This is a genomic window from Thauera sp. (genome assembly GCF_047601425.1).
In the GTDB taxonomy this organism is placed as follows: Bacteria; Pseudomonadota; Gammaproteobacteria; order Burkholderiales; family Rhodocyclaceae; genus Thauera.
The window spans coordinates 415,578-432,665 of sequence record NZ_JASGJL010000002.1 but is presented as its reverse complement, the minus strand read 5'-3'; the positions used below and the strand labels follow the sequence as shown (position 1 = coordinate 432,665).

At 65.8% G+C, this 17,088-nt stretch carries 17 protein-coding genes and 1 tRNA gene; 14 read left to right on the top strand and 4 right to left on the bottom strand.

Going from position 1 to position 17,088, the window contains the following annotated elements; all coding sequences use genetic code 11:
• Positions 1-52 precede the first annotated feature (52 nt).
• From tolB to QM748_RS18520, 10 genes are all read left to right on the top strand, one after another.
• Entirely contained in the window at positions 53-1,333 is a 1,281-nt protein-coding gene (gene tolB / locus QM748_RS18565) for a Tol-Pal system beta propeller repeat protein TolB (protein ID WP_415248470.1), read from the top strand.
• A gap of 51 nt (positions 1,334-1,384) precedes the next feature.
• On the top strand, positions 1,385-1,903 hold the full coding sequence (gene pal / locus QM748_RS18560; RefSeq protein ID WP_415248469.1) for a peptidoglycan-associated lipoprotein Pal: 519 nt from the start codon (positions 1,385-1,387) through the stop codon (positions 1,901-1,903).
• A gap of 1 nt (position 1,904) precedes the next feature.
• The gene (ybgF, locus tag QM748_RS18555; RefSeq protein WP_415248468.1) at positions 1,905-2,624 is read left to right on the top strand and encodes a tol-pal system protein YbgF; all 720 of its coding nucleotides are present in this window, start codon (positions 1,905-1,907) and stop codon (positions 2,622-2,624) included.
• A gap of 7 nt (positions 2,625-2,631) precedes the next feature.
• Entirely contained in the window at positions 2,632-3,303 is a 672-nt protein-coding gene (gene queE / locus QM748_RS18550; protein WP_415248467.1) for a 7-carboxy-7-deazaguanine synthase QueE, read from the top strand.
• A gap of 33 nt (positions 3,304-3,336) precedes the next feature.
• Positions 3,337-4,029, top strand: coding sequence for a 7-cyano-7-deazaguanine synthase QueC (gene queC, locus QM748_RS18545; RefSeq protein ID WP_415248466.1), 693 nt, complete (start codon positions 3,337-3,339; stop codon positions 4,027-4,029).
• 101 nt (positions 4,030-4,130) lie between these two features.
• Positions 4,131-5,237, top strand: a complete 1,107-nt coding sequence (locus QM748_RS18540; RefSeq protein ID WP_415248465.1) for a YeeE/YedE family protein — start codon at positions 4,131-4,133, stop codon at positions 5,235-5,237.
• Between the two features lie 69 nt (positions 5,238-5,306).
• Positions 5,307-5,382, top strand: a tRNA-Lys gene (locus QM748_RS18535).
• A gap of 214 nt (positions 5,383-5,596) precedes the next feature.
• Positions 5,597-5,878 carry a hypothetical protein gene (locus QM748_RS18530; RefSeq protein ID WP_415248464.1) on the top strand — a complete coding sequence of 94 codons (282 nt, stop codon included), beginning with the start codon at positions 5,597-5,599 and terminating at the stop codon, positions 5,876-5,878.
• A gap of 548 nt (positions 5,879-6,426) precedes the next feature.
• On the top strand, positions 6,427-6,693 hold the full coding sequence (infA, locus tag QM748_RS18525; protein WP_415248463.1) for a translation initiation factor IF-1: 267 nt from the start codon (positions 6,427-6,429) through the stop codon (positions 6,691-6,693).
• A gap of 145 nt (positions 6,694-6,838) precedes the next feature.
• Complete coding sequence (locus tag QM748_RS18520; protein WP_415248462.1) at positions 6,839-7,714, top strand: dienelactone hydrolase family protein; 876 nt, start codon at positions 6,839-6,841, stop codon at positions 7,712-7,714.
• Between the two features lie 105 nt (positions 7,715-7,819).
• Here QM748_RS18520 and QM748_RS18515 read toward each other — a convergent pair whose 3' ends face one another.
• The 4 genes from QM748_RS18515 to QM748_RS18500 all read right to left on the bottom strand — a co-directional run bounded on the left by QM748_RS18515 (position 7,820) and on the right by QM748_RS18500 (position 10,959).
• On the bottom strand, positions 7,820-8,377 hold the full coding sequence (locus QM748_RS18515) for a Gx transporter family protein (RefSeq protein WP_415248461.1): 558 nt from the start codon (positions 8,375-8,377) through the stop codon (positions 7,820-7,822).
• Entirely contained in the window at positions 8,358-8,747 is a 390-nt protein-coding gene (locus tag QM748_RS18510) for a NusG domain II-containing protein (RefSeq protein WP_415248460.1), read from the bottom strand. Before QM748_RS18510 ends, QM748_RS18515 begins: the two co-directional genes overlap by 20 nt.
• Entirely contained in the window at positions 8,744-9,643 is a 900-nt protein-coding gene (rapZ, locus tag QM748_RS18505) for an RNase adapter RapZ (RefSeq protein WP_415248459.1), read from the bottom strand. The genes QM748_RS18510 and rapZ overlap by 4 nt, the downstream gene beginning before the upstream one ends.
• Before the next feature lie 200 nt (positions 9,644-9,843).
• Positions 9,844-10,959, bottom strand: a complete 1,116-nt coding sequence (locus QM748_RS18500; protein ID WP_415248458.1) for a helix-turn-helix domain-containing protein — start codon at positions 10,957-10,959, stop codon at positions 9,844-9,846.
• A gap of 72 nt (positions 10,960-11,031) precedes the next feature.
• Here QM748_RS18500 and QM748_RS18495 point away from each other — a divergent pair, with 72 nt between their 5' ends.
• The 4 genes from QM748_RS18495 (at position 11,032) to QM748_RS18480 (ending at position 17,038) form a co-directional block, all read left to right on the top strand.
• Positions 11,032-12,768, top strand: a complete 1,737-nt coding sequence (locus tag QM748_RS18495) for a long-chain fatty acid--CoA ligase (protein WP_415248457.1) — start codon at positions 11,032-11,034, stop codon at positions 12,766-12,768.
• 41 nt (positions 12,769-12,809) lie between these two features.
• Entirely contained in the window at positions 12,810-13,604 is a 795-nt protein-coding gene (locus tag QM748_RS18490; RefSeq protein ID WP_415248456.1) for a crotonase/enoyl-CoA hydratase family protein, read from the top strand.
• Positions 13,605-13,650: 46 nt separating this feature from the next.
• On the top strand, positions 13,651-15,444 hold the full coding sequence (locus tag QM748_RS18485) for an acyl-CoA dehydrogenase (RefSeq protein ID WP_415248455.1): 1,794 nt from the start codon (positions 13,651-13,653) through the stop codon (positions 15,442-15,444).
• 70 nt (positions 15,445-15,514) lie between these two features.
• Positions 15,515-17,038 (top strand): CoA-acylating methylmalonate-semialdehyde dehydrogenase, encoded by a 1,524-nt coding sequence (locus tag QM748_RS18480; protein ID WP_415248454.1) that lies wholly within the window; start codon positions 15,515-15,517, stop codon positions 17,036-17,038.
• Positions 17,039-17,088 lie beyond the last annotated feature (50 nt).

The following is a 17,088-nucleotide window of genomic DNA, read 5'->3' as shown; positions in this document are numbered from 1 at the left end:
ACGCTTTATCCACTTAATCCATCGATATAATCCGCGGCTGGAGCAGCCCCACATGACACGAATCCTAACCGCCTTCAGACTCTTGCTCGTCATCGCGCTCGCCGGCCTCGCGCTGGGCGCGCGCGCCCAGCTTTCGATCGAGATCACGGGCGCCGGCGCCTCGCGCTTTCCGGTGATCATCCCGATCTTCGAGCACGAGGGCCAGTTGCCCAACAGCGTCACCGACGTGGTGCGTGCCGATCTCGATCGCAGCGGGCTGTTCAGCCTGGTCGACCTCGGCCCGCTGGCGCTGCCGGAATCCACCATGCCCGATCTGCCGGCAATGCGCGGCCGCGGCGCAGACGCGGTGCTGACCGGCAGCGTCATCACCCAGGGCAATGGCCGCTACGAAGTGCGCTTCCGCCTGTTCGACACCCAGACCCAGCGCGAACTCGGCGCCATGGCGCTGCCGATGACGGCTGCGCAGAACCGCCTCGTCGGCCACCGCATCGCCGATTTCGTCTATGAGAAGCTCACCGGCGAACCCGGCTACTTTTCCACCCGCATCGCCTACGTGGTCAAGAGCGGTCCCAACTTCGAACTGCAGGTCGCCGACGCCGACGGCATGAACGCTGCCGCGGCGCTGCGCTCGCGCGAGCCCATCATCTCGCCCGCCTGGTCCCCCGATGGCCAGCGTCTGGCCTATGTCTCGTTCGAGCAGAAGAAGCCGATCGTCTACGTACACACCCTCGCCACCGGCCAGCGCCGCGTCGTCTCCAACTTCAAGGGCTCCAACTCCGCCCCGACCTGGTCGCCCGACGGCAGCCAGCTTGCGGTGGTGCTGACCAAGGACGGCCAGTCGCAGCTCTACGTGCTCAACGCCGATGGCTCGGGTGTGCGTCGCCTGGCCAGTTCGTCGGGCATCGACACCGAGCCCTTCTGGGGCAAGGACGACAACATCTACTTCACTTCCGATCGCGGCGGCAGCCCGCAGATCTACCGCATTTCCGCTGGCGGCGGCAGCGCCCAGCGGGTGACCTTCGACGGCAACTACAACGTCAGTCCGCGCCTGTCGGCGGACGGCAAGCTGCTTGCCTTCATCACCCGCAACGGCGGCCGCTTCCAGGTGGCCGTGCAGGACCTCGCCTCCCGCCAGACAACGATCCTCACCGATTCGGCACGCGACGAATCGCCCAGCTTCGCCCCCAACGGCCGCATGATCCTCTACGCCACCGAAAGCGGTGGACGAGGCGTGCTGTCGGCGGTGTCGTCCGATGGGCGGATCAAGCAACGCCTGACGGTGAAGGCGGCCGATGTCCGCGAACCCTCCTGGGGTCCGCAGCCTCGGCAATAACAAAGCTGTAACAACCACTGCTGTCTCAAAACCAGAACCGGAGCATCACACATGAAGAAACTTGCAATCCCCGCCCTGCTGTCGCTGATCCTTGCCGCATGCTCGAGCACCGGCCCCTCCGACACGGCCCAGGTCGAAGACCGTTCGGGCTCGGGCAGCGGCGTCGCCACCGTCAACGCCGGCAGCGCGTCCGGCTCGGGCATCGCCGCGCTGACCGACCCGAACAACATCCTGTCCAAGCGCAGCGTGTTCTTCGACTTCGACAGCTACGTCATCCGCTCCGAAGCCAAGCCGCTGGTCGAGGCCCATGCCCGCTTCCTGGTGCAGAACCCGCAGATGAAGATGCTCATCCAGGGCAACACCGACGAGCGCGGCAGCCGCGAATACAACCTGGCGCTGGGCCAGAAGCGTGCCGACGTGGTCAAGCAGGCCCTGATGCTGCTGGGTGCGAAGGAAGCGCAGATCGAGTCCGTCAGCCTCGGCGAGGAAAAGCCGCGCTGCGACGCCGCCACCGAAGCGTGCTTCGCCGAGAACCGCCGCGGCGACATGCTGTACTCGGGCGAGTTCTGAGATGAAGCGCCTGCTGCCGCTGGCGGCGATCCTCGTCCTGTCATCGGCCGGACCCGCGCAAGCGGGTCTGTTCGATGACGCCGAGGCTCGCCGGCAGATCACCGATATGCGCCAGGACCTCGAAGGCCGGCTGGAGACCACCAGCCGCGGCCAGCTCGAGCTCGCCAACCAGAACGAACAGCTTCGCGCCGAAGTCGCACGCCTGCGCGGCCAGATCGAACTGCTGGTCAACGAGGTGGACACCCTCAAGCAGCGGCAGCGGGACTTCTACGTCGATCTCGACACCCGCCTGCGCCAGATCGAAACCAGCGGAGCAACGGCTACGGGAGCCGCCGCCAATGCCGATCCCGCGGCCGAATCCGCCGACTATGAAGCAGCCCTCAACCTGCTCAAGGAGGGCAAGCATCGCGAGGCGCTGACCGCCTTCGATGCCTTCGTCGCCAAGTACCCTGCCGGCAACTTCAGCGCCGGCGCCCACTTCTGGGCAGGCAATGCCGCACTGCAGGCCAAGGACATCAACGCCGCCACCAGGCACTTCAACACTGTGCTGACCAAGTGGCCCAACGAGAACGTCGCCCCCGACGCACTGCTCGGCCTCGCCAACAGCCAGCAGTCGATCGGCGACGCTGCCACGTCGCGCCGCACCCTGCAGACGCTGGTGGAACGCTACCCGCAAAGCAACGCCGCCCAGGTCGCCAAGCAGCGCCTCGGCAAGCGTTGAGACAGGCGTGACGGTTAACGAAACATCGACGGCAGCCGCCGTCAAACTGCGCATCACCGAAATCTTCGCCTCGGTGCAGGGTGAATCGACCCGCGTCGGCCTGCCGACGGTGTTCGTGCGCCTCACCGGCTGTCCGCTGCGCTGTACCTGGTGTGACACCGCCTATGCCTTCACCGGCGGTCAGTCGCGCAGCCTCGACGACATCATGGGCGAGGTCGCGAGCCACGGTTTGAGGGATGTCTGCGTCTCCGGCGGCGAACCGTTGTCGCAGAAGAGCTGCCTGGTGCTGCTGCGCGCGCTGTGCGACGCCGGCTATTCGGTATCGCTCGAAACCAGCGGGGCGCTCGACATCGGCAAGGTCGACCCGCGCGTATCGCGCGTCGTCGACCTCAAGGCGCCCGGCTCGGGCGAAGTCGAACGCAATCTCTACGCCAACATCGCCCTGCTGACGCCCCACGACGAAGTCAAGATCGTGCTGGCCGACGAAGCAGACTACGAGTGGGCGAAGCGCCAGATCGCCGAACACCGCCTCGCCGAGCGCTGTACCGTGCTGCTGTCGCCGGTCGCAGGCTCGCTCGACCCCGCCCAGTTGGCGGAATGGATCGTGCGCGACCGCCTGCCGGTCCGCTTTCAACTGCAACTGCACAAAGTGCTGTGGAACGATGCCCGCGGCCGCTGAGCCGCGCTGCATCACAGCTCGGAAGTCTTCCCGATGACTCAAGCCAAACGCGCCGTCGTCCTGCTGTCAGGCGGCCTCGACTCCGCAACCTGCCTCGCCATCGCCCGCGACCAAGGCTTCGACGCCTATGCCCTGTCGGTCGCCTACGGCCAGCGCCACACCGCAGAGCTGACGGCCTCGCTGCGGGTCGCCCAGACTCTGGGCGCCAAGGAACACCGGCTCGCACGCATCGACCTCGGCCAGTTCGGCGGCTCCGCACTGACGGACCCTTCCATCGACGTCCCCGAGGACGGCGAGAGCGCCGGCATTCCCGTCACCTACGTGCCCGCCCGCAACACCGTGATGCTGTCCATCGCCATGGCCTGGGCCGAGGTCCTCGGTGCCAGCGACATCTTCATCGGTGTCAATGCGGTGGATTACTCCGGCTACCCGGACTGCCGCCCGGCCTTCATCCAGGCATTCGAGACGATGGCCAATCTGGCCACCCGGGCCGGCGTCGAAGGCGCCCGCCTGCGCATCCATGCTCCGCTGATCTACCTCAGCAAGGCCGACATCATCCGCCGCGGCACTGCACTCGGCGTCGATTACGGCATCACCGTGACCTGCTACCAGGCCGACGATGCCGGCCGCGCCTGTGGCCGCTGCGAAGCTTGCCGCCTGCGCGCCGCAGGCTTCGCGAATGCAGGCGTGGCAGACCCCACGCCCTACCAGTTGCGCAACCCCTGACCCACCTCCCGGTGCTCACCGGGCAGCGGCCCGGCAGCCGTCGACTCAACGCTGCCGGGGTTTTCGCCTAGAATGGCCGGCCACTCAGTCGCCGACTCGCCATGGAAGAAACGCTCGTCTCCGCCTCCACCATCGCCTGGCTCGCTTTCGCCGTCAGCACGGTGTTCGGCTTCGTCGCCAATCGGACCAATTTCTGCACCATGGGTGCGGTATCCGACATCATCAACATGGGCGACTGGAGCCGCATGCGCATGTGGGCCATTGCCATCGCCATCGCCATCCTCGGCAGCGCCGCATTGCAACTGGCCGGCTTCATCGACCTCAGCCGCTCGATCTATACCGGCAGCAGGCTGGTCTGGCTGTCGCACATCGTCGGCGGCCTCGCCTTCGGCGTCGGCATGACGCTGGCCTCGGGCTGCGGCAGCAAGACCCTGATCCGCATCGGCGGCGGCAATCTGAAGTCGCTGGTGGTCTTCGTCTTCCTCGCCATCAGCGCCTACATGACGCTGCGCGGCCTGTTCGCCGTCTGGCGGGTGAACTTCCTCGACACCGTCGCCACCGAGCTGCCGCATACCCAGGACATTCCCGCCTTCATCGCTGCTGCCGGCATCGAGCCGGCCAGCGCGCTGGCGATCGCCGCCGGCCTGGCCGGCATCGCCCTGCTGCTGTGGGCCGTCGCCGACCGCGAGGCGCGCACCGCCGACGTCTGGCTCGGCGGCATCATCGTCGGCGCCACCGTGGTCGCCGGCTGGTACATCTCCGGCCATATCGGCTACGTCGCCGAACACCCCGAAACCCTGGAGGAAGCCTTCATCGCCACCAACAGCGGCCGCGCCGAATCGCTCACCTTCGTCGGCCCGCTGGCGTTTACGCTCGAACTGCTGATGTTCTGGAGCGACACCAGCCGCATCGTCACCTTCGGTATCGCCAGCGTGCTCGGCGTCATCGCCGGCTCGGCGCTCCACGCCATGCTGTCGAAGAGCTTCCGCCTCGAAGGCTTCCGTGATGCCCCCGACCTCGCCCGCCACATCATCGGCGGCATCCTGATGGGCTTCGGCGGCGTGACGGCGCTGGGCTGCACCATCGGCCAGGGGATCACCGGCCTGTCCACCCTGGCCGTCGGCTCCTTCATCACCACCGCAGCCATCATCACCGGCTGCGCCATCGCGATGAAGATCCAGTACTGGATGCTGATGCGTGAAGCCTGAACCAGGCCATCAGGCAGCATGCATTGTTGACGTGCCTGTTCCCAGCTTCTAGAATCCGGCCTCTCTTTTGGGTCGTTAGCTCAGCTGGTAGAGCAGCGGACTTTTAATCCGTTGGTCGCAGGTTCGAATCCTGCACGGCCTACCAAATTCAGAAAAAACGCCAATCCTGCACAGGCTTGGCGTTTTTTTTATTTCCGGCCTCGCGGCCTCTCCGCCCACATGTATCCCGGTTTGTCCGGCCCATGCCGGGATACATGCGCCCGCAAAATCCATCTGCTCCGGAAAAATCCGGGATACATCAGCCTGTTCAAATGACAGCACGGCCCGAACGGCGGGCCCCTGAGCCGAGGAGCAGACAGATGAAGACATGGACGAAGGTACTGGTCGCCACAGGCGTCATCGCAATGCATGCGCTGGGTTTTGCCGCGGGCATCCAGCCGCGCGACGGGACTCTCCAGCAAGGCCTGCTCGTGGCGCAAGCCACCGAAGCGGAATGGCTGCTGCCGGAAATCGTCGTCACCGCCAGCGCCGAAAGGACACGCAAGGAGCGAAACAGCAGGCACAGCGCCCGGCACGGCGGCGATTGCCGATTCCATTGCAATGATGGCATCCGCCCGGTGGGCGCACACCACCGCACCTGATTACAACACCGCTGATTGGACAGCCTGCTGCCGCTGCAGGTATCATGCCCGCCACTGAAGATTGGCAAGAACGCTTCCATCCACGCAGCACTACCGCCGTGGCCCCGGAAACGCCGAGCCGATGACCGCTTGACCTGTCCATGGCCTGGATGACGCCGTGGCAAGAGCGAAAGGCGGCCCTTCCCCTTCAATGACCCATCGTGTCATCCAGTGATTCCCTGAAGGGTTCACCCGGTTTTTTCCGAGACACAAGCTGCAGCATCCGAGTGTTGCAGGCCAATGTGGTCTTCGCGCCCGCCAGGCGCTTCGGACCGCCCTTACGCTGTGTGCCAGTATCAGGCATGCCGCTCGCGCCCGTTCGAAATGATGCGGGTGTGCAATCGCCCCAGCTTTGAAGCGGCCTGTCACTTTTGCGCAGGCCCGGCCGGCCCGCCCCTTGTGCCACACGCGCAAGCCCCCCGGCCCGATGCCCTTCCCCGGCGGAGGTGGGCAAATCGCCGCTGCGCGCCCGAGGCATGCGCTCCGGCACAATGACAAGGAGCCCGAACATGGCCAAGGAAGAACTCATCGAAATGCATGGATCCGTTACCGAAGTCCTGCCGGATGGACGCTATCGCGTCACCCTGGACAACGGCCACAATCTCATCGCCTATTCCGGCGGCAAGATGCGCAAGCACCACATCCGCATCATTGCCGGCGACAACGTTTCGCTCGAAATGTCGCCCTACGACCTGAGCAAGGGCCGCATCACCTTCCGCCACCTCCCTGGCCGGCCGGCCGGCACGGCAGCCGCTCCGCCGCCCCGCCGCCGCTGAGCATTCGCGTCCCTCGAAGCCCCTGCCGCGCCAGGGGCTTTTTCGTTGACGCCGGCACCCCCTGTACCAGCACCGGTCGCCATGGGAACATCGCCCTCGCTGCGGATGTCATCGCAGTGCTCACACCCAGATGGAGGAGATGAAGATGGATGCACACGATAGCTCGACGACCGAGTTCGACAGCCTGCTGCCTGCCACGCGGGTGGATCGCCGTGGCTTCGTCACGACGATCGCCGCCACCGGCTTCGCCCTTGCCGTGCTCCCGGTCCAGGCCAGCACGGTGATCAACACCGATGCGGGCGGCCTGGACGCCGGCACAGGCGCCGTCCGGACCGCCAACGGCGAATTGCCGGTGTACTTCGCCCGCCCCGCCCAGGGCGACAAGCTGCCGGTCGTACTGGTGGTGCAGGAAATCTTCGGCGTGCATGAGCACATCCGCGACGTCTGCCGCCGCCTCGCCAGGCAAGGCTACCTGGCCATCGCACCGGAGCTGTACTTCCGCCAGGGCGACCCGTCCAGGCTCGAAAACGTCGCCGACATCCTGTCGTCCATCGTCTCCAAGGTGCCGGACGCTCAGGTCATGGCCGACCTCGACGCCTGCGCCGAATGGGCCGCGACAAAGGGCGGAGACGCATCACGGCTGGCGATCACGGGCTTCTGCTGGGGCGGCCGCATCACCTGGCTGTACGCCGCGCACAACCCGCAGCTCAAGGCCGGCGTCGCCTGGTATGGGCGGCTGGACGGCGCACCCTCGGACAATCAGCCGACACAGCCGATCGACATCGCCGCGCAGCTCCATGCGCCGGTGCTCGGACTTTATGGCGGGCAGGACCAGGGCATCCCGCTGGACGATGTCGAAGCCATGCGCGCTGCCATCCACGCGGCCGGCAAGCCGGGCGAAATCATCGTCTATCCCGATGCGCCCCACGCCTTCCATGCCGACTACCGGCCAAGCTATCGCCAGCAAGAAGCGGCAGACGGCTGGAAGCGCCTGCTGGAGTGGTTCTCGGCCAGGGTGTGAGCACCCCGCCCACGCACGGCCGTTCGCGACACCCGCAATGCGGACTCGGCGCAGGCACGCGGCCGGCGTGCCTGCGGACGGGGTACCGGCCGCCGAAGCGCCGGCTCAGGAAGGCCGCGCAGCCCCCTCCTCCTTCCCGGGCGTCCCGTCGCCGAGCTCTTCCAGCAAACGTGCCGCCACCAGGCCATTGATCAGGCCGAACACCACCGAAGCCAGCGCAAACACCGGCACCAGATAGAACACCCCGTCATGCGGCACCAGCCATAGCCGCGCCACGAGCAGTTGCGCGCCGATATGCGCAAACGCAGCCAGGATGCTGTGGCTGACCGGGCCGAACCAGCGCCGCGGCAGGTGCATCGCCAGCCCCAGCACGACCAGGCTGGCGAGCGCGCCGGACAGGCTCAGGAAGAACCCCGGCGCCAGGAACTGCCCCAGCAGCAGGCTGCCGGCAAACACCCGCAGCAAGGCCACCCACACGGCCTCGCGCCAGCCCCAGCGCGCCAGCACGATCAGCGTGACGATATTCGCCAGCCCCGGCTTGACGCCCGGCAAGGGCAGCGGAATCGCCGCCTCTGCCACGGTCAGCACGATCGCCGCCGCCGCATGGCGCGCAATGCGGCGATCCTTCGGCGAAGGCACGAGCTCAATAGCTGAGTGAGTCATAGTCGGCGCCACGGCCGGTCAGGCTGAGGCTGACTTCATTGGGTGCGCAGATCGCCACCGCGCCGGCCTGGGTCAGCCAACCCTGGCGCACGCAATACTGCCGCGGCCCAGGGTCCGCGGCGACGCGTGCCCGGCCGGGCTGGATCTCGATGCGCGTGGTTCCGAGCGGACCGGCCACCTCCACCACTTGTGGCGCCGACAGTGCGATCTCGGCCACCACCTTGCCGCCGGCACGCACCACCGCCGTCTCGGGCCGCCCGCCCTGCCACAGCACCGCCGCGGCCTGGACGCACACGACAAGGCCAGCAGCCGCAACCAGCACGTCGCCCGGCCGCAGCAGCGCCCGCCAGGCGGCAAACGGAAAGCTCACGGCTGCTTGTCGGCCGCCGGCGCATGCACGGCCGCGGCACCGCGATCGGCCGCCCGCCGCGCCGCCGAGCGGTGGCGAACGATCACGCTGAGCTGATCACGGAAGCGGTCCGCCAGCCATTCGACGATATAGACCGAGCGGTGCTGCCCGCCAGTGCAACCGATCGCCACCGTAAGGTAGTTGCGATTGTCGCGCGTATAGGCCGGCAGCCAGTTGGCGATGAAACGGCGGATGTCCTCGCCCATGCGGGCAACTTCGGGAATCTTGCGCAGGAAGTCCTTGACCGGCTCATCGCAGCCTGTCAGCGGCCTCAGGCGCGGATCGTAGTAGGGATTGGGCAGGCAGCGGACATCGAACACCAGGTCGGCATCGAGCGGAATGCCGTACTTGAAGCCGAAGGACTCGAACATCAAGGTCAGCCCCTGGCTCTCCTCGACCCGGACGAAATCCTTCACCCAGGCGCGCAGCGTGTTCGGATGCAGATCGCTGGTATCGATGCGGTGAGCCATTTCGGCGATGCGCGACAGCGCGTCGCGCTCGCGCTTGATCGCCTCCTCCACGGTGACACCGTCGCTCGCCAGAGGATGGCGGCGGCGCGTCTCGGAGAAGCGCGCGATCAGCGTTTCGTCGCGCGCATCGAGAAAGATGAAGCGCAGGTCGGAAACCGTATCGCGCAACTGCTCCACCTGGCTCGGCAGGGCCGCGATGCTCGCCCCCGAGCGCATGTCGACCGCAATCGCCACCCGCGCCCAGCCGGTGCCGCGCAGATGCGTGACCAATTGCGGCAGCAGCGCAGCCGGCAGGTTATCCACCACGTAGTAGCCGGAATCCTCCAGCACGTTGAGTGCGATGCTCTTGCCCGATCCCGACAAGCCGCTGATGAGTACGATCTGCATGGTTCCTCTTCATCTGGAAACAGCGCGCAGGATACAGGCGCACTTCAGTCCCTTCGACCCGCGGATCGGCATTTCGATCCTCCGGCAGGCGCCAGCCGGGATGAGCGGCCTGCCAGCGTGAACGAACCCCGCAGCACGCGAATCTCTTGCGGCGCATTCTTGCCGATCCGGGAAGCACGATTGTATCTGTTTGTTGCGCTTCAGCCTCCAGGCTCCGCATCGGAGCTGCCCAGTTTCTGCTGGGCAACCCGATAGACGCCTGGCGTCATGCCGGTCCAGTGCCGAAAAGCGCGATGGAAAACGGCTGGCGAACTGAACCCCAGCGCATAGGATATCTCGGCCAGCGAAACGTCCTGGTGAGCGAGGTTCAGAATGGCCAGATCCCTGCGCAATTCGTCCTTGATGCTCTGAAAGGACAGTCCCTCGTCCTGCAGTCTGCGGATCAAGGTACGCGAGGACATGTGGAGTTTGCCCGACACGTCCTCCAGCGTCCGCCCGAGGTCTGCGTACAGCAATTCGCGCACCTTCAGCCGCAGGGTGTGTTCGTGGTACGAGGTGAAGATCCAGTCGCGAGGGGCGCGCTGCAGGAACATGCGCACATCGCCTACATTGCGTTCAGCCCGGATGCTTCCAAGCTCCGCATCGAAGATGATCTGCGAGAAAGGCCCTTCGAAGTCGATGGCCGCGGGAAAGAGAATCGGATAGTCGGCAGCGAAGACCGGTCGCGGGAACACGAACGACACTCGCTGGACCGGCACTTCATGGCCGACGAGCCAGGAAACGATGCCATGCGTGAGCTTCAGCATCAGCGCATGGCCGAACCGGTTCACTATCGCTTTCGGCGATCTGGGCAGCAGCGCCAGGCTGATGGCATCGTCCGCCTGGGACAGATGCAGGCGGTAGTCGTCCAGCAGCAGGTTCCAGACCTGGGTGAAACGATGCAGTGCGACACTGATCGTCAACGCATCCCTTACCGCCCGGATGATGTACTTCAGTGCGCCTGCGCGAATCGGCCGGCTCCACAAGCCCATCATCTCGTCACCCGTGGCCGATGCGCTTTCCTGATACAGCCGGACGAGTTGATCGTGCGTCAGGCGGGAACCAGGGTGCTCGATGAACTCCTTGGCGATGCCGGCCTGCTTCAGACAACGGTCCAGGACGGGCTCCGCACATATCGCACGAAGGCTCCGCAACAGGTCCTGCACGAAGTGGAAGGAGACGGTTGCAGTGGAGGCCGTATCGGCGATGGCGCCGATCCTGCCCGTTCGAGCAGAGGGTTCCGAACCGTCCACGGCACTGACACCTGCCTTGTGCATTGATGCTCCGACTCGACCTGCTTGATGCTGGTTACCCACGGCTGGTGACCCCATGCCACGACCTGCCGAGCAGTGTATCGAAGCGGCTTTCGGCATTCATGCGGATGTCAGTTTTTGCATATTCATTGTCGCCGTCGGCAATTGGGGCGCCCGTTCGGGCTGTTTACTCTGGATGCACAAAAACCAGGAGACAGCGATATGGAGCAGCCCGGAAACATGATGTGCATGCCCTTGCTCATCAGTTCGATCCTCGAACATACCCTTGAAACGAGCGCAGACCAGCAGATCGTGACCGCCCTCGATGACGGCAGCCTGCACCGCTACTCCTATCGGGAGTTCGCTCGCAGGGTGAAGGAGCTGGCCGTCGGTTTGGCGCGCCGTGGCGTAGGGTCAGGCGTTCGTGTGGCGACTTTGGCATGGAATACCTACCGCCATCTGGAAATCTACTATGCCACTGCGGGCATCGGCGCCATCTGCCATACGGTCAATCCGCGCCTGACCCAGGAACAGATCGAATTCATCATCAACGATGCCCGGGACGCGGCCGTGTTCTACGACGTGCATTTCGCCGAGCTCATCGAGTACCTGCGGGAACGGTGCCCGTCAGTGGAGCATTGGGTGCTGCTCGATGAAAGCGCCGGCGGGCACGCGGAGGGAGCGATCTACGCCGACTGGCTGGGCGCAGACAGCCGGAATTTCGACTGGCCGGCCTTCGACGAGAACACGGCCTGCGGTCTCTGCTACACCTCCGGTACCACCGGCGCGCCGAAAGGCGTGCTGTATTCGCACCGCTCGACCCTGCTGCATGCCTATGCGTCCTGCCATCCGAACGCGCTGGCGATTGCGGGCAGCGACGCGGTCATGCCGCTGGTGCCGATGTTCCACGTCAACGCCTGGGGCCTGCCGTACTCCGCGCTGATGTCGGGTGCCAGGATCGTTCTGCCGGGTTCGAACATGCAGGGCGAGCGGATCTACGCCTTGTGCGAGCGGGCAGGCGTGACCTTGTCGGCCGGCGTGCCCACGGTATGGAAAGGCGTGCTGGATCACGTCGAAAGCCAGGGCCTGGCATTCAGCACGCTGCAGCGCATCGTCATCGGCGGTGCCGCCTGCCCGCCGCACATGATCGCGGCCTTCGGCGCGCGCAATGTCACCGTCCGCCACGCCTGGGGCATGACGGAAGTATCCCCGCTGGGCACTGTCTGCCAATTGCTGCCCAAGCATGCGGGGATGCCCGCCGATGACGTGCTGCAAGTGCTGGCATCGCAGGGGCGCCCCCTGTTCGGAGCCCGCTTCAAACTGATCGACGACGACGGCAGGCGGCTGCCGCACGACGGCATGGCCACGGGGCATCTCATGGTGCAGGGCAACTGGGTCGTCTCGCGCTACTACGGCAAGGCGGAACCCGCCACCGAGGACGGCTGGTTCCGCACCGGCGATGTCGGCAGCATCGACGCGGAGGGCTATCTGCGCATCACGGATCGCAGCAAGGACGTCATCAAATCCGGCGGCGAGTGGATTTCGTCGATCGAGATCGAAAACATCGCCATGGAAGAGCCCGGCGTCGAACTGGCCGCGTGCGTCGCCGAAGCGAACGAGCAATGGGGCGAGCGTCCGGTGCTCTTCATCGTCCCCAAACGCGATACCCGCCCATCCGCCGAGCGGATTCTCGCCCGTTACCAGGGGCGCATGGCGAAGTGGTCGATTCCCGACAAGGTCGTGTTCATCGAGCACATGCCGATGACCGCGACGGGAAAGATCCAGAAAGCCGCACTTCGCGCGCTCGTCATGCACGCCACCCGGGATCAATAGTTCAAGCACCCAAGCCGCAACCCCTAGAGAGGAGAACATTCATGTCCGAAACCTTCCTGAAGATTTCCGAGCTGGACAACATCGGCATCGTCACCCTGAACAAGGCGCATAAACGCAATGCGCTGGACGAATGTGCGATCGCCGAGATCGATGCCTACTTTTCCAACGTGCCCCGCCACATCCGCGCCATCCTGATGACGGCTGAGGGGGATCACTTCTGCGCCGGCCTGGATCTCAAGGAACACCACGACAAGGAGCGCACCGCAGTCGATTTCCTGCGTGTGTGCCAGGGTTGGCACCGTGCTTTCGACAAGATCCAGCACGGCGGCATTCCGGTCATCGCCTGCCTGCAGGGCGCAGTGGTCGGCGGCGGTCTGGAGCTTGCCAGCGCGGCCCATGTGCGCGTCGCCGACAAGAGCACCTTCTTCGCCCTGCCCGAAGGCACGCGCGGCATCTTCACCGGCGGCGGCGCGACGGTCCGCACCGCGAAGATCATCTCGCCCAGCCGGATGGTGGAGCTGATGCTGACCGGACGAGTGCTCGATGCCGTGGAAGGCGAACGCCTGGGCCTCGCCCACTACGTCTGCAACACCGAAGCCAATCCCCGGTCGGCCTACGACCTCGGCCTGGAACTGGCACGCAGGATCGCGGGCAACGCCGTGCTCTCGAACTACGCCATCGTCACCTCCATCGACCGCATCTCCGACATGGCCGCGACCGAAGGTCTGTTCGCCGAGGGCCTGATGGCCGCAGTAGTGCAGACCGGGCGCGACGTCCAGTCGCGCCTGGGCGAATTCGTGAACAAGAAAGCCTACAAGGTCCAGCCGAACAGCTGACCGCCGCCGGCGTGTGGCTGCAGACGCATATACAGGAGAGAAAAACATGAGCTACCAAGCGCCGATCGACGACATGCTGTTCTGCATGCAGGAGCTTGCCGGGCTGGCTCAGACCGCGCAGTGGCCGGGCTTCGAGGAAGCGGGGCCGGACACCGCGGCGGCCGTGCTGGAAGAGTGCGCCAGGTTCAGCCAGGGGGTGGTGGCACCGCTCAATGCCGTGGGCGACAGGGAGCCCTCGACCTGGGAATCCGGACAGGTAAGGACGGCGCCCGGTTTCAGGGCCGCCTACCGCCAGTTCGTCGAGGGTGGCTGGCAGGGCCTGCAGCACCCATCGGAGTTCGGCGGGCAAAGCCTGCCCAAGACCATCGGCGCAGCCTGCGCCGAGATGTTCAACAGCGCCAATCTGAGCTTCGCGCTCTGCCCGCTGCTGACCGATGGCGCGATCGAAGCGCTGCTGACGGCAGGCAGCGACGAGCTCAAGGCGACCTATCTCGACAAGCTGGTGACGGGCGAATGGACCGGGACGATGAATCTCACCGAGCCTCAGGCCGGCTCGGACCTTTCGCGCGTGCGCACGCGGGCCGAGCCGCAGGCCGATGGCAGCTACAAGCTGTTCGGCACCAAGATCTTCATCACCTACGGCGAGCACGACATGGCGGACAACATCGTCCACCTGGTACTGGCCCGCGTGCCCGGCGCGCCTGAAGGCGTCAAGGGCATCAGCCTGTTCGTGGTGCCCAAGTTCCTGGTCGATCGGGCCGGCAAGCCAGGAGCGCGCAACGACGTGCATTGCGTTTCCATCGAGCACAAGCTCGGCATCAAGGCGTCGCCGACGGCCGTGCTGCAGTTCGGCGACGAGGGGGGCGCAGTGGGCCATCTGGTGGGCGAGGAGAATCGCGGCCTCGAGTACATGTTCATCATGATGAACGCGGCGAGATACGCGGTCGGCGTACAAGGCATCGCCATTGCCGAACGAGCCTATCAGCAGGCGGCGGCCTACGCGAAGGAACGGGTGCAAAGCCGTCCCGTGGACGGCTCCACGCCGGGCAGCGTATCGATCATCCTGCATCCCGACGTGCGCCGCATGCTCATGACCATGCGTGCCAACACGCAGGCCTGCCGGGCCATGGCCACGGTGGCGGCAGCCGCATACGACGCGGCACACCACCATCCCGATGCCGCCATGCGCAAGGAAAATGCCACCTTCCACGAATTCCTGGTGCCGCTGGTCAAGGGCTACAGCACCGAAATGAGCCTCGAAGTCGCCTCGCTCGGCGTGCAGGTGCATGGCGGCATGGGCTTCATCGAGGAGACCGGCGCGGCACAGCATTACCGCGATGCCAGGATCCTGCCCATCTACGAAGGCACGACCGCGATCCAGGCCAACGACCTGGTGGGGCGCAAGACGGTGCGCGACGGCGGACGCACGGCACGCGCCGTCGCCGCGCAGATTGCCGCCACCGAAGCCGAACTCGCCGCCCTGGACAGTGCCGCGGCGCGGGCCATGCACAAGCGCCTGCGTGTGGCGCGGGAGGCTTTCGAGCAGGTGATCGGCTTCGTGGTCGAGCACGCCGGGCAACGGCCGAACGAAGTCCATGCCGGCTCGGTGCCATACCTGATGCTGGCCGGCATCACGGTTGCCGGCTGGCAGATGGCCCGTGCGCTGCTGCGCGCGGAGGAAATGCTAATGCGCTGCCAGGGCGATCCGGTGTTCCTGCATGCAAAGACCGTCACGGCACATTTTTACGCCGATCACGTGCTCACCCGAGTGCCTTCACTCCGCGATGCCGCCATCGACGGGGGGAACAGCACGATGGCCCTGGCACCCGAGCACTACTGAACGGTATTCAGCCCCCGCTGCGGGCATTTCAACCCGGAAAACCCATTCGCGACCCACAAGGAGTTCCACCATGACGCAGAGCAGCAGCAATACCGAAATCGCCCAGTACATCGGCGGTGCACGCACGGCCGGCAGCGGCACCCGCACGCAGCCCGTCTACAACCCCGCCACCGGCGCGGTCAGCCGCCAGGTACGGCTCGGCAGCCGGGAGGATGTGGCAGCCGCGGTGGCCGCTGCCCGTGCGGCCTTTCCCGCCTGGGCGGACACGCCGCCGATCCGGCGCGCGCGCGTGATGTTCCGCTTCCTCGAGTTGCTGAACCGGCACAAGGACGAACTGGCCGCGCTCATCACCGCCGAGCATGGCAAGGTGTTCACCGACGCCCAGGGGGAAGTCGCCCGCGGCATCGACATCGTCGAGTTCGCCTGCGGCATTCCGCAGCTGCTGAAGGGCGATTTCACCGACCAGGTCAGCACCGGCATGGACAACTGGACGATGCGCCAGCCGCTGGGTGTGGTCGCCGGCGTCACGCCGTTCAACTTCCCGGTGATGGTGCCGATGTGGATGTTCCCGGTGGCCCTCGCGGCCGGCAACTGCTTCGTGCTCAAGCCCAGCCCCATCGACCCCAGCCCCAGCCTGTTCATCGCCGATCTGCTGAAGGAGGCCGGCCTGCCCGACGGCGTGTTCAACGTGGTGCAGGGCGACAAGGAAGCCGTCGATGCGCTGCTGGAGCATCCGGACGTGAAGGCCCTCTCCTTCGTCGGCTCCACGCCGATCGCCAACTACATCTACGAGACCGGCGCACGGCACGGCAAGCGCGTGCAGGCGCTCGGCGGCGCCAAGAACCACATGGTGGTGATGCCGGATGCCGACATCGACCAGGCCGTCGATGCCCTGATCGGCGCAGGCTACGGTTCGGCCGGCGAGCGCTGCATGGCGATTTCGGTGGCGGTGCTGGTGGGCGACGCGGCGGACAGGATCGTGCCGAAGCTGGTGGAGCGCACGAAGACCTTGAAAGTGCTCGACGGCAGCAATCCGGCGGCCGAAATGGGCCCCATCGTGACGCCTGCCGCGCATTCGCGCATCACCGGCTACATCGAGCAGGGTATCGCTGCCGGCGCCCGGTTGCTCGTCGATGGCCGCGGCTTCCAGGGCTCGGCTGCCGGTGAAGGCTGCGAACAGGGATTCTGGCTCGGCGGCACGCTGTTCGATCACGTCGGCACCGACATGAGCATCTATCGGGAAGAAATCTTCGGGCCGGTGCTGTCGTGCGTGCGGGTGCCCGATTTCGCCGCGGCGGTGAATCTGATCAACGAGCACGAGTTCGGCAACGGTGTCGCCTGCTTCACCCGCGACGGCCATGTGGCGCGGGAGTTCGCGCGGCGCATCGAGGTAGGCATGGTGGGCATCAACGTGCCGATTCCGGTGCCGATGGCCTGGCACGGCTTCGGCGGCTGGAAGAAGAGCCTGTTCGGCGACATGCATGCCTATGGGGAAGAAGGCGTGCGCTTCTACACCAGGCAGAAGTCCATCATGCAGCGCTGGCCGGAGAGCATCGGCAAGGGCGCTGAATTCGTCATGCCGACGGCGAAGTAAAAGCGGCAAGGCGACCGTCTGCCGCCGGGTTCACTCCTGCCGACGGACGG

What these genes read in the sequence shown, in the direction of transcription:
- queC (WP_415248466.1), top strand. Translation starts at nt 3,337, where the DNA reads ATGACTCAAGCCAAACGCGCCGTCGTCCTGCTGTCAGGCGGCCTCGAC.
- QM748_RS18520 (WP_415248462.1), top strand. Translation starts at nt 6,839, where the DNA reads ATGGATGCACACGATAGCTCGACGACCGAGTTCGACAGCCTGCTGCCT.
- rapZ (WP_415248459.1), bottom strand. Translation starts at nt 9,643, where the DNA reads ATGCAGATCGTACTCATCAGCGGCTTGTCGGGATCGGGCAAGAGCATC.
- QM748_RS18515 (WP_415248461.1), bottom strand. Translation starts at nt 8,377, where the DNA reads ATGACTCACTCAGCTATTGAGCTCGTGCCTTCGCCGAAGGATCGCCGC.
- QM748_RS18490 (WP_415248456.1), top strand. Translation starts at nt 12,810, where the DNA reads ATGTCCGAAACCTTCCTGAAGATTTCCGAGCTGGACAACATCGGCATC.
- tolB (WP_415248470.1), top strand. Translation starts at nt 53, where the DNA reads ATGACACGAATCCTAACCGCCTTCAGACTCTTGCTCGTCATCGCGCTC.
- QM748_RS18485 (WP_415248455.1), top strand. Translation starts at nt 13,651, where the DNA reads ATGAGCTACCAAGCGCCGATCGACGACATGCTGTTCTGCATGCAGGAG.
- infA (WP_415248463.1), top strand. Translation starts at nt 6,427, where the DNA reads ATGGCCAAGGAAGAACTCATCGAAATGCATGGATCCGTTACCGAAGTC.
- QM748_RS18500 (WP_415248458.1), bottom strand. Translation starts at nt 10,959, where the DNA reads ATGCACAAGGCAGGTGTCAGTGCCGTGGACGGTTCGGAACCCTCTGCT.
- pal (WP_415248469.1), top strand. Translation starts at nt 1,385, where the DNA reads ATGAAGAAACTTGCAATCCCCGCCCTGCTGTCGCTGATCCTTGCCGCA.
- ybgF (WP_415248468.1), top strand. Translation starts at nt 1,905, where the DNA reads ATGAAGCGCCTGCTGCCGCTGGCGGCGATCCTCGTCCTGTCATCGGCC.
- QM748_RS18540 (WP_415248465.1), top strand. Translation starts at nt 4,131, where the DNA reads ATGGAAGAAACGCTCGTCTCCGCCTCCACCATCGCCTGGCTCGCTTTC.
- QM748_RS18480 (WP_415248454.1), top strand. Translation starts at nt 15,515, where the DNA reads ATGACGCAGAGCAGCAGCAATACCGAAATCGCCCAGTACATCGGCGGT.
- QM748_RS18530 (WP_415248464.1), top strand. Translation starts at nt 5,597, where the DNA reads ATGAAGACATGGACGAAGGTACTGGTCGCCACAGGCGTCATCGCAATG.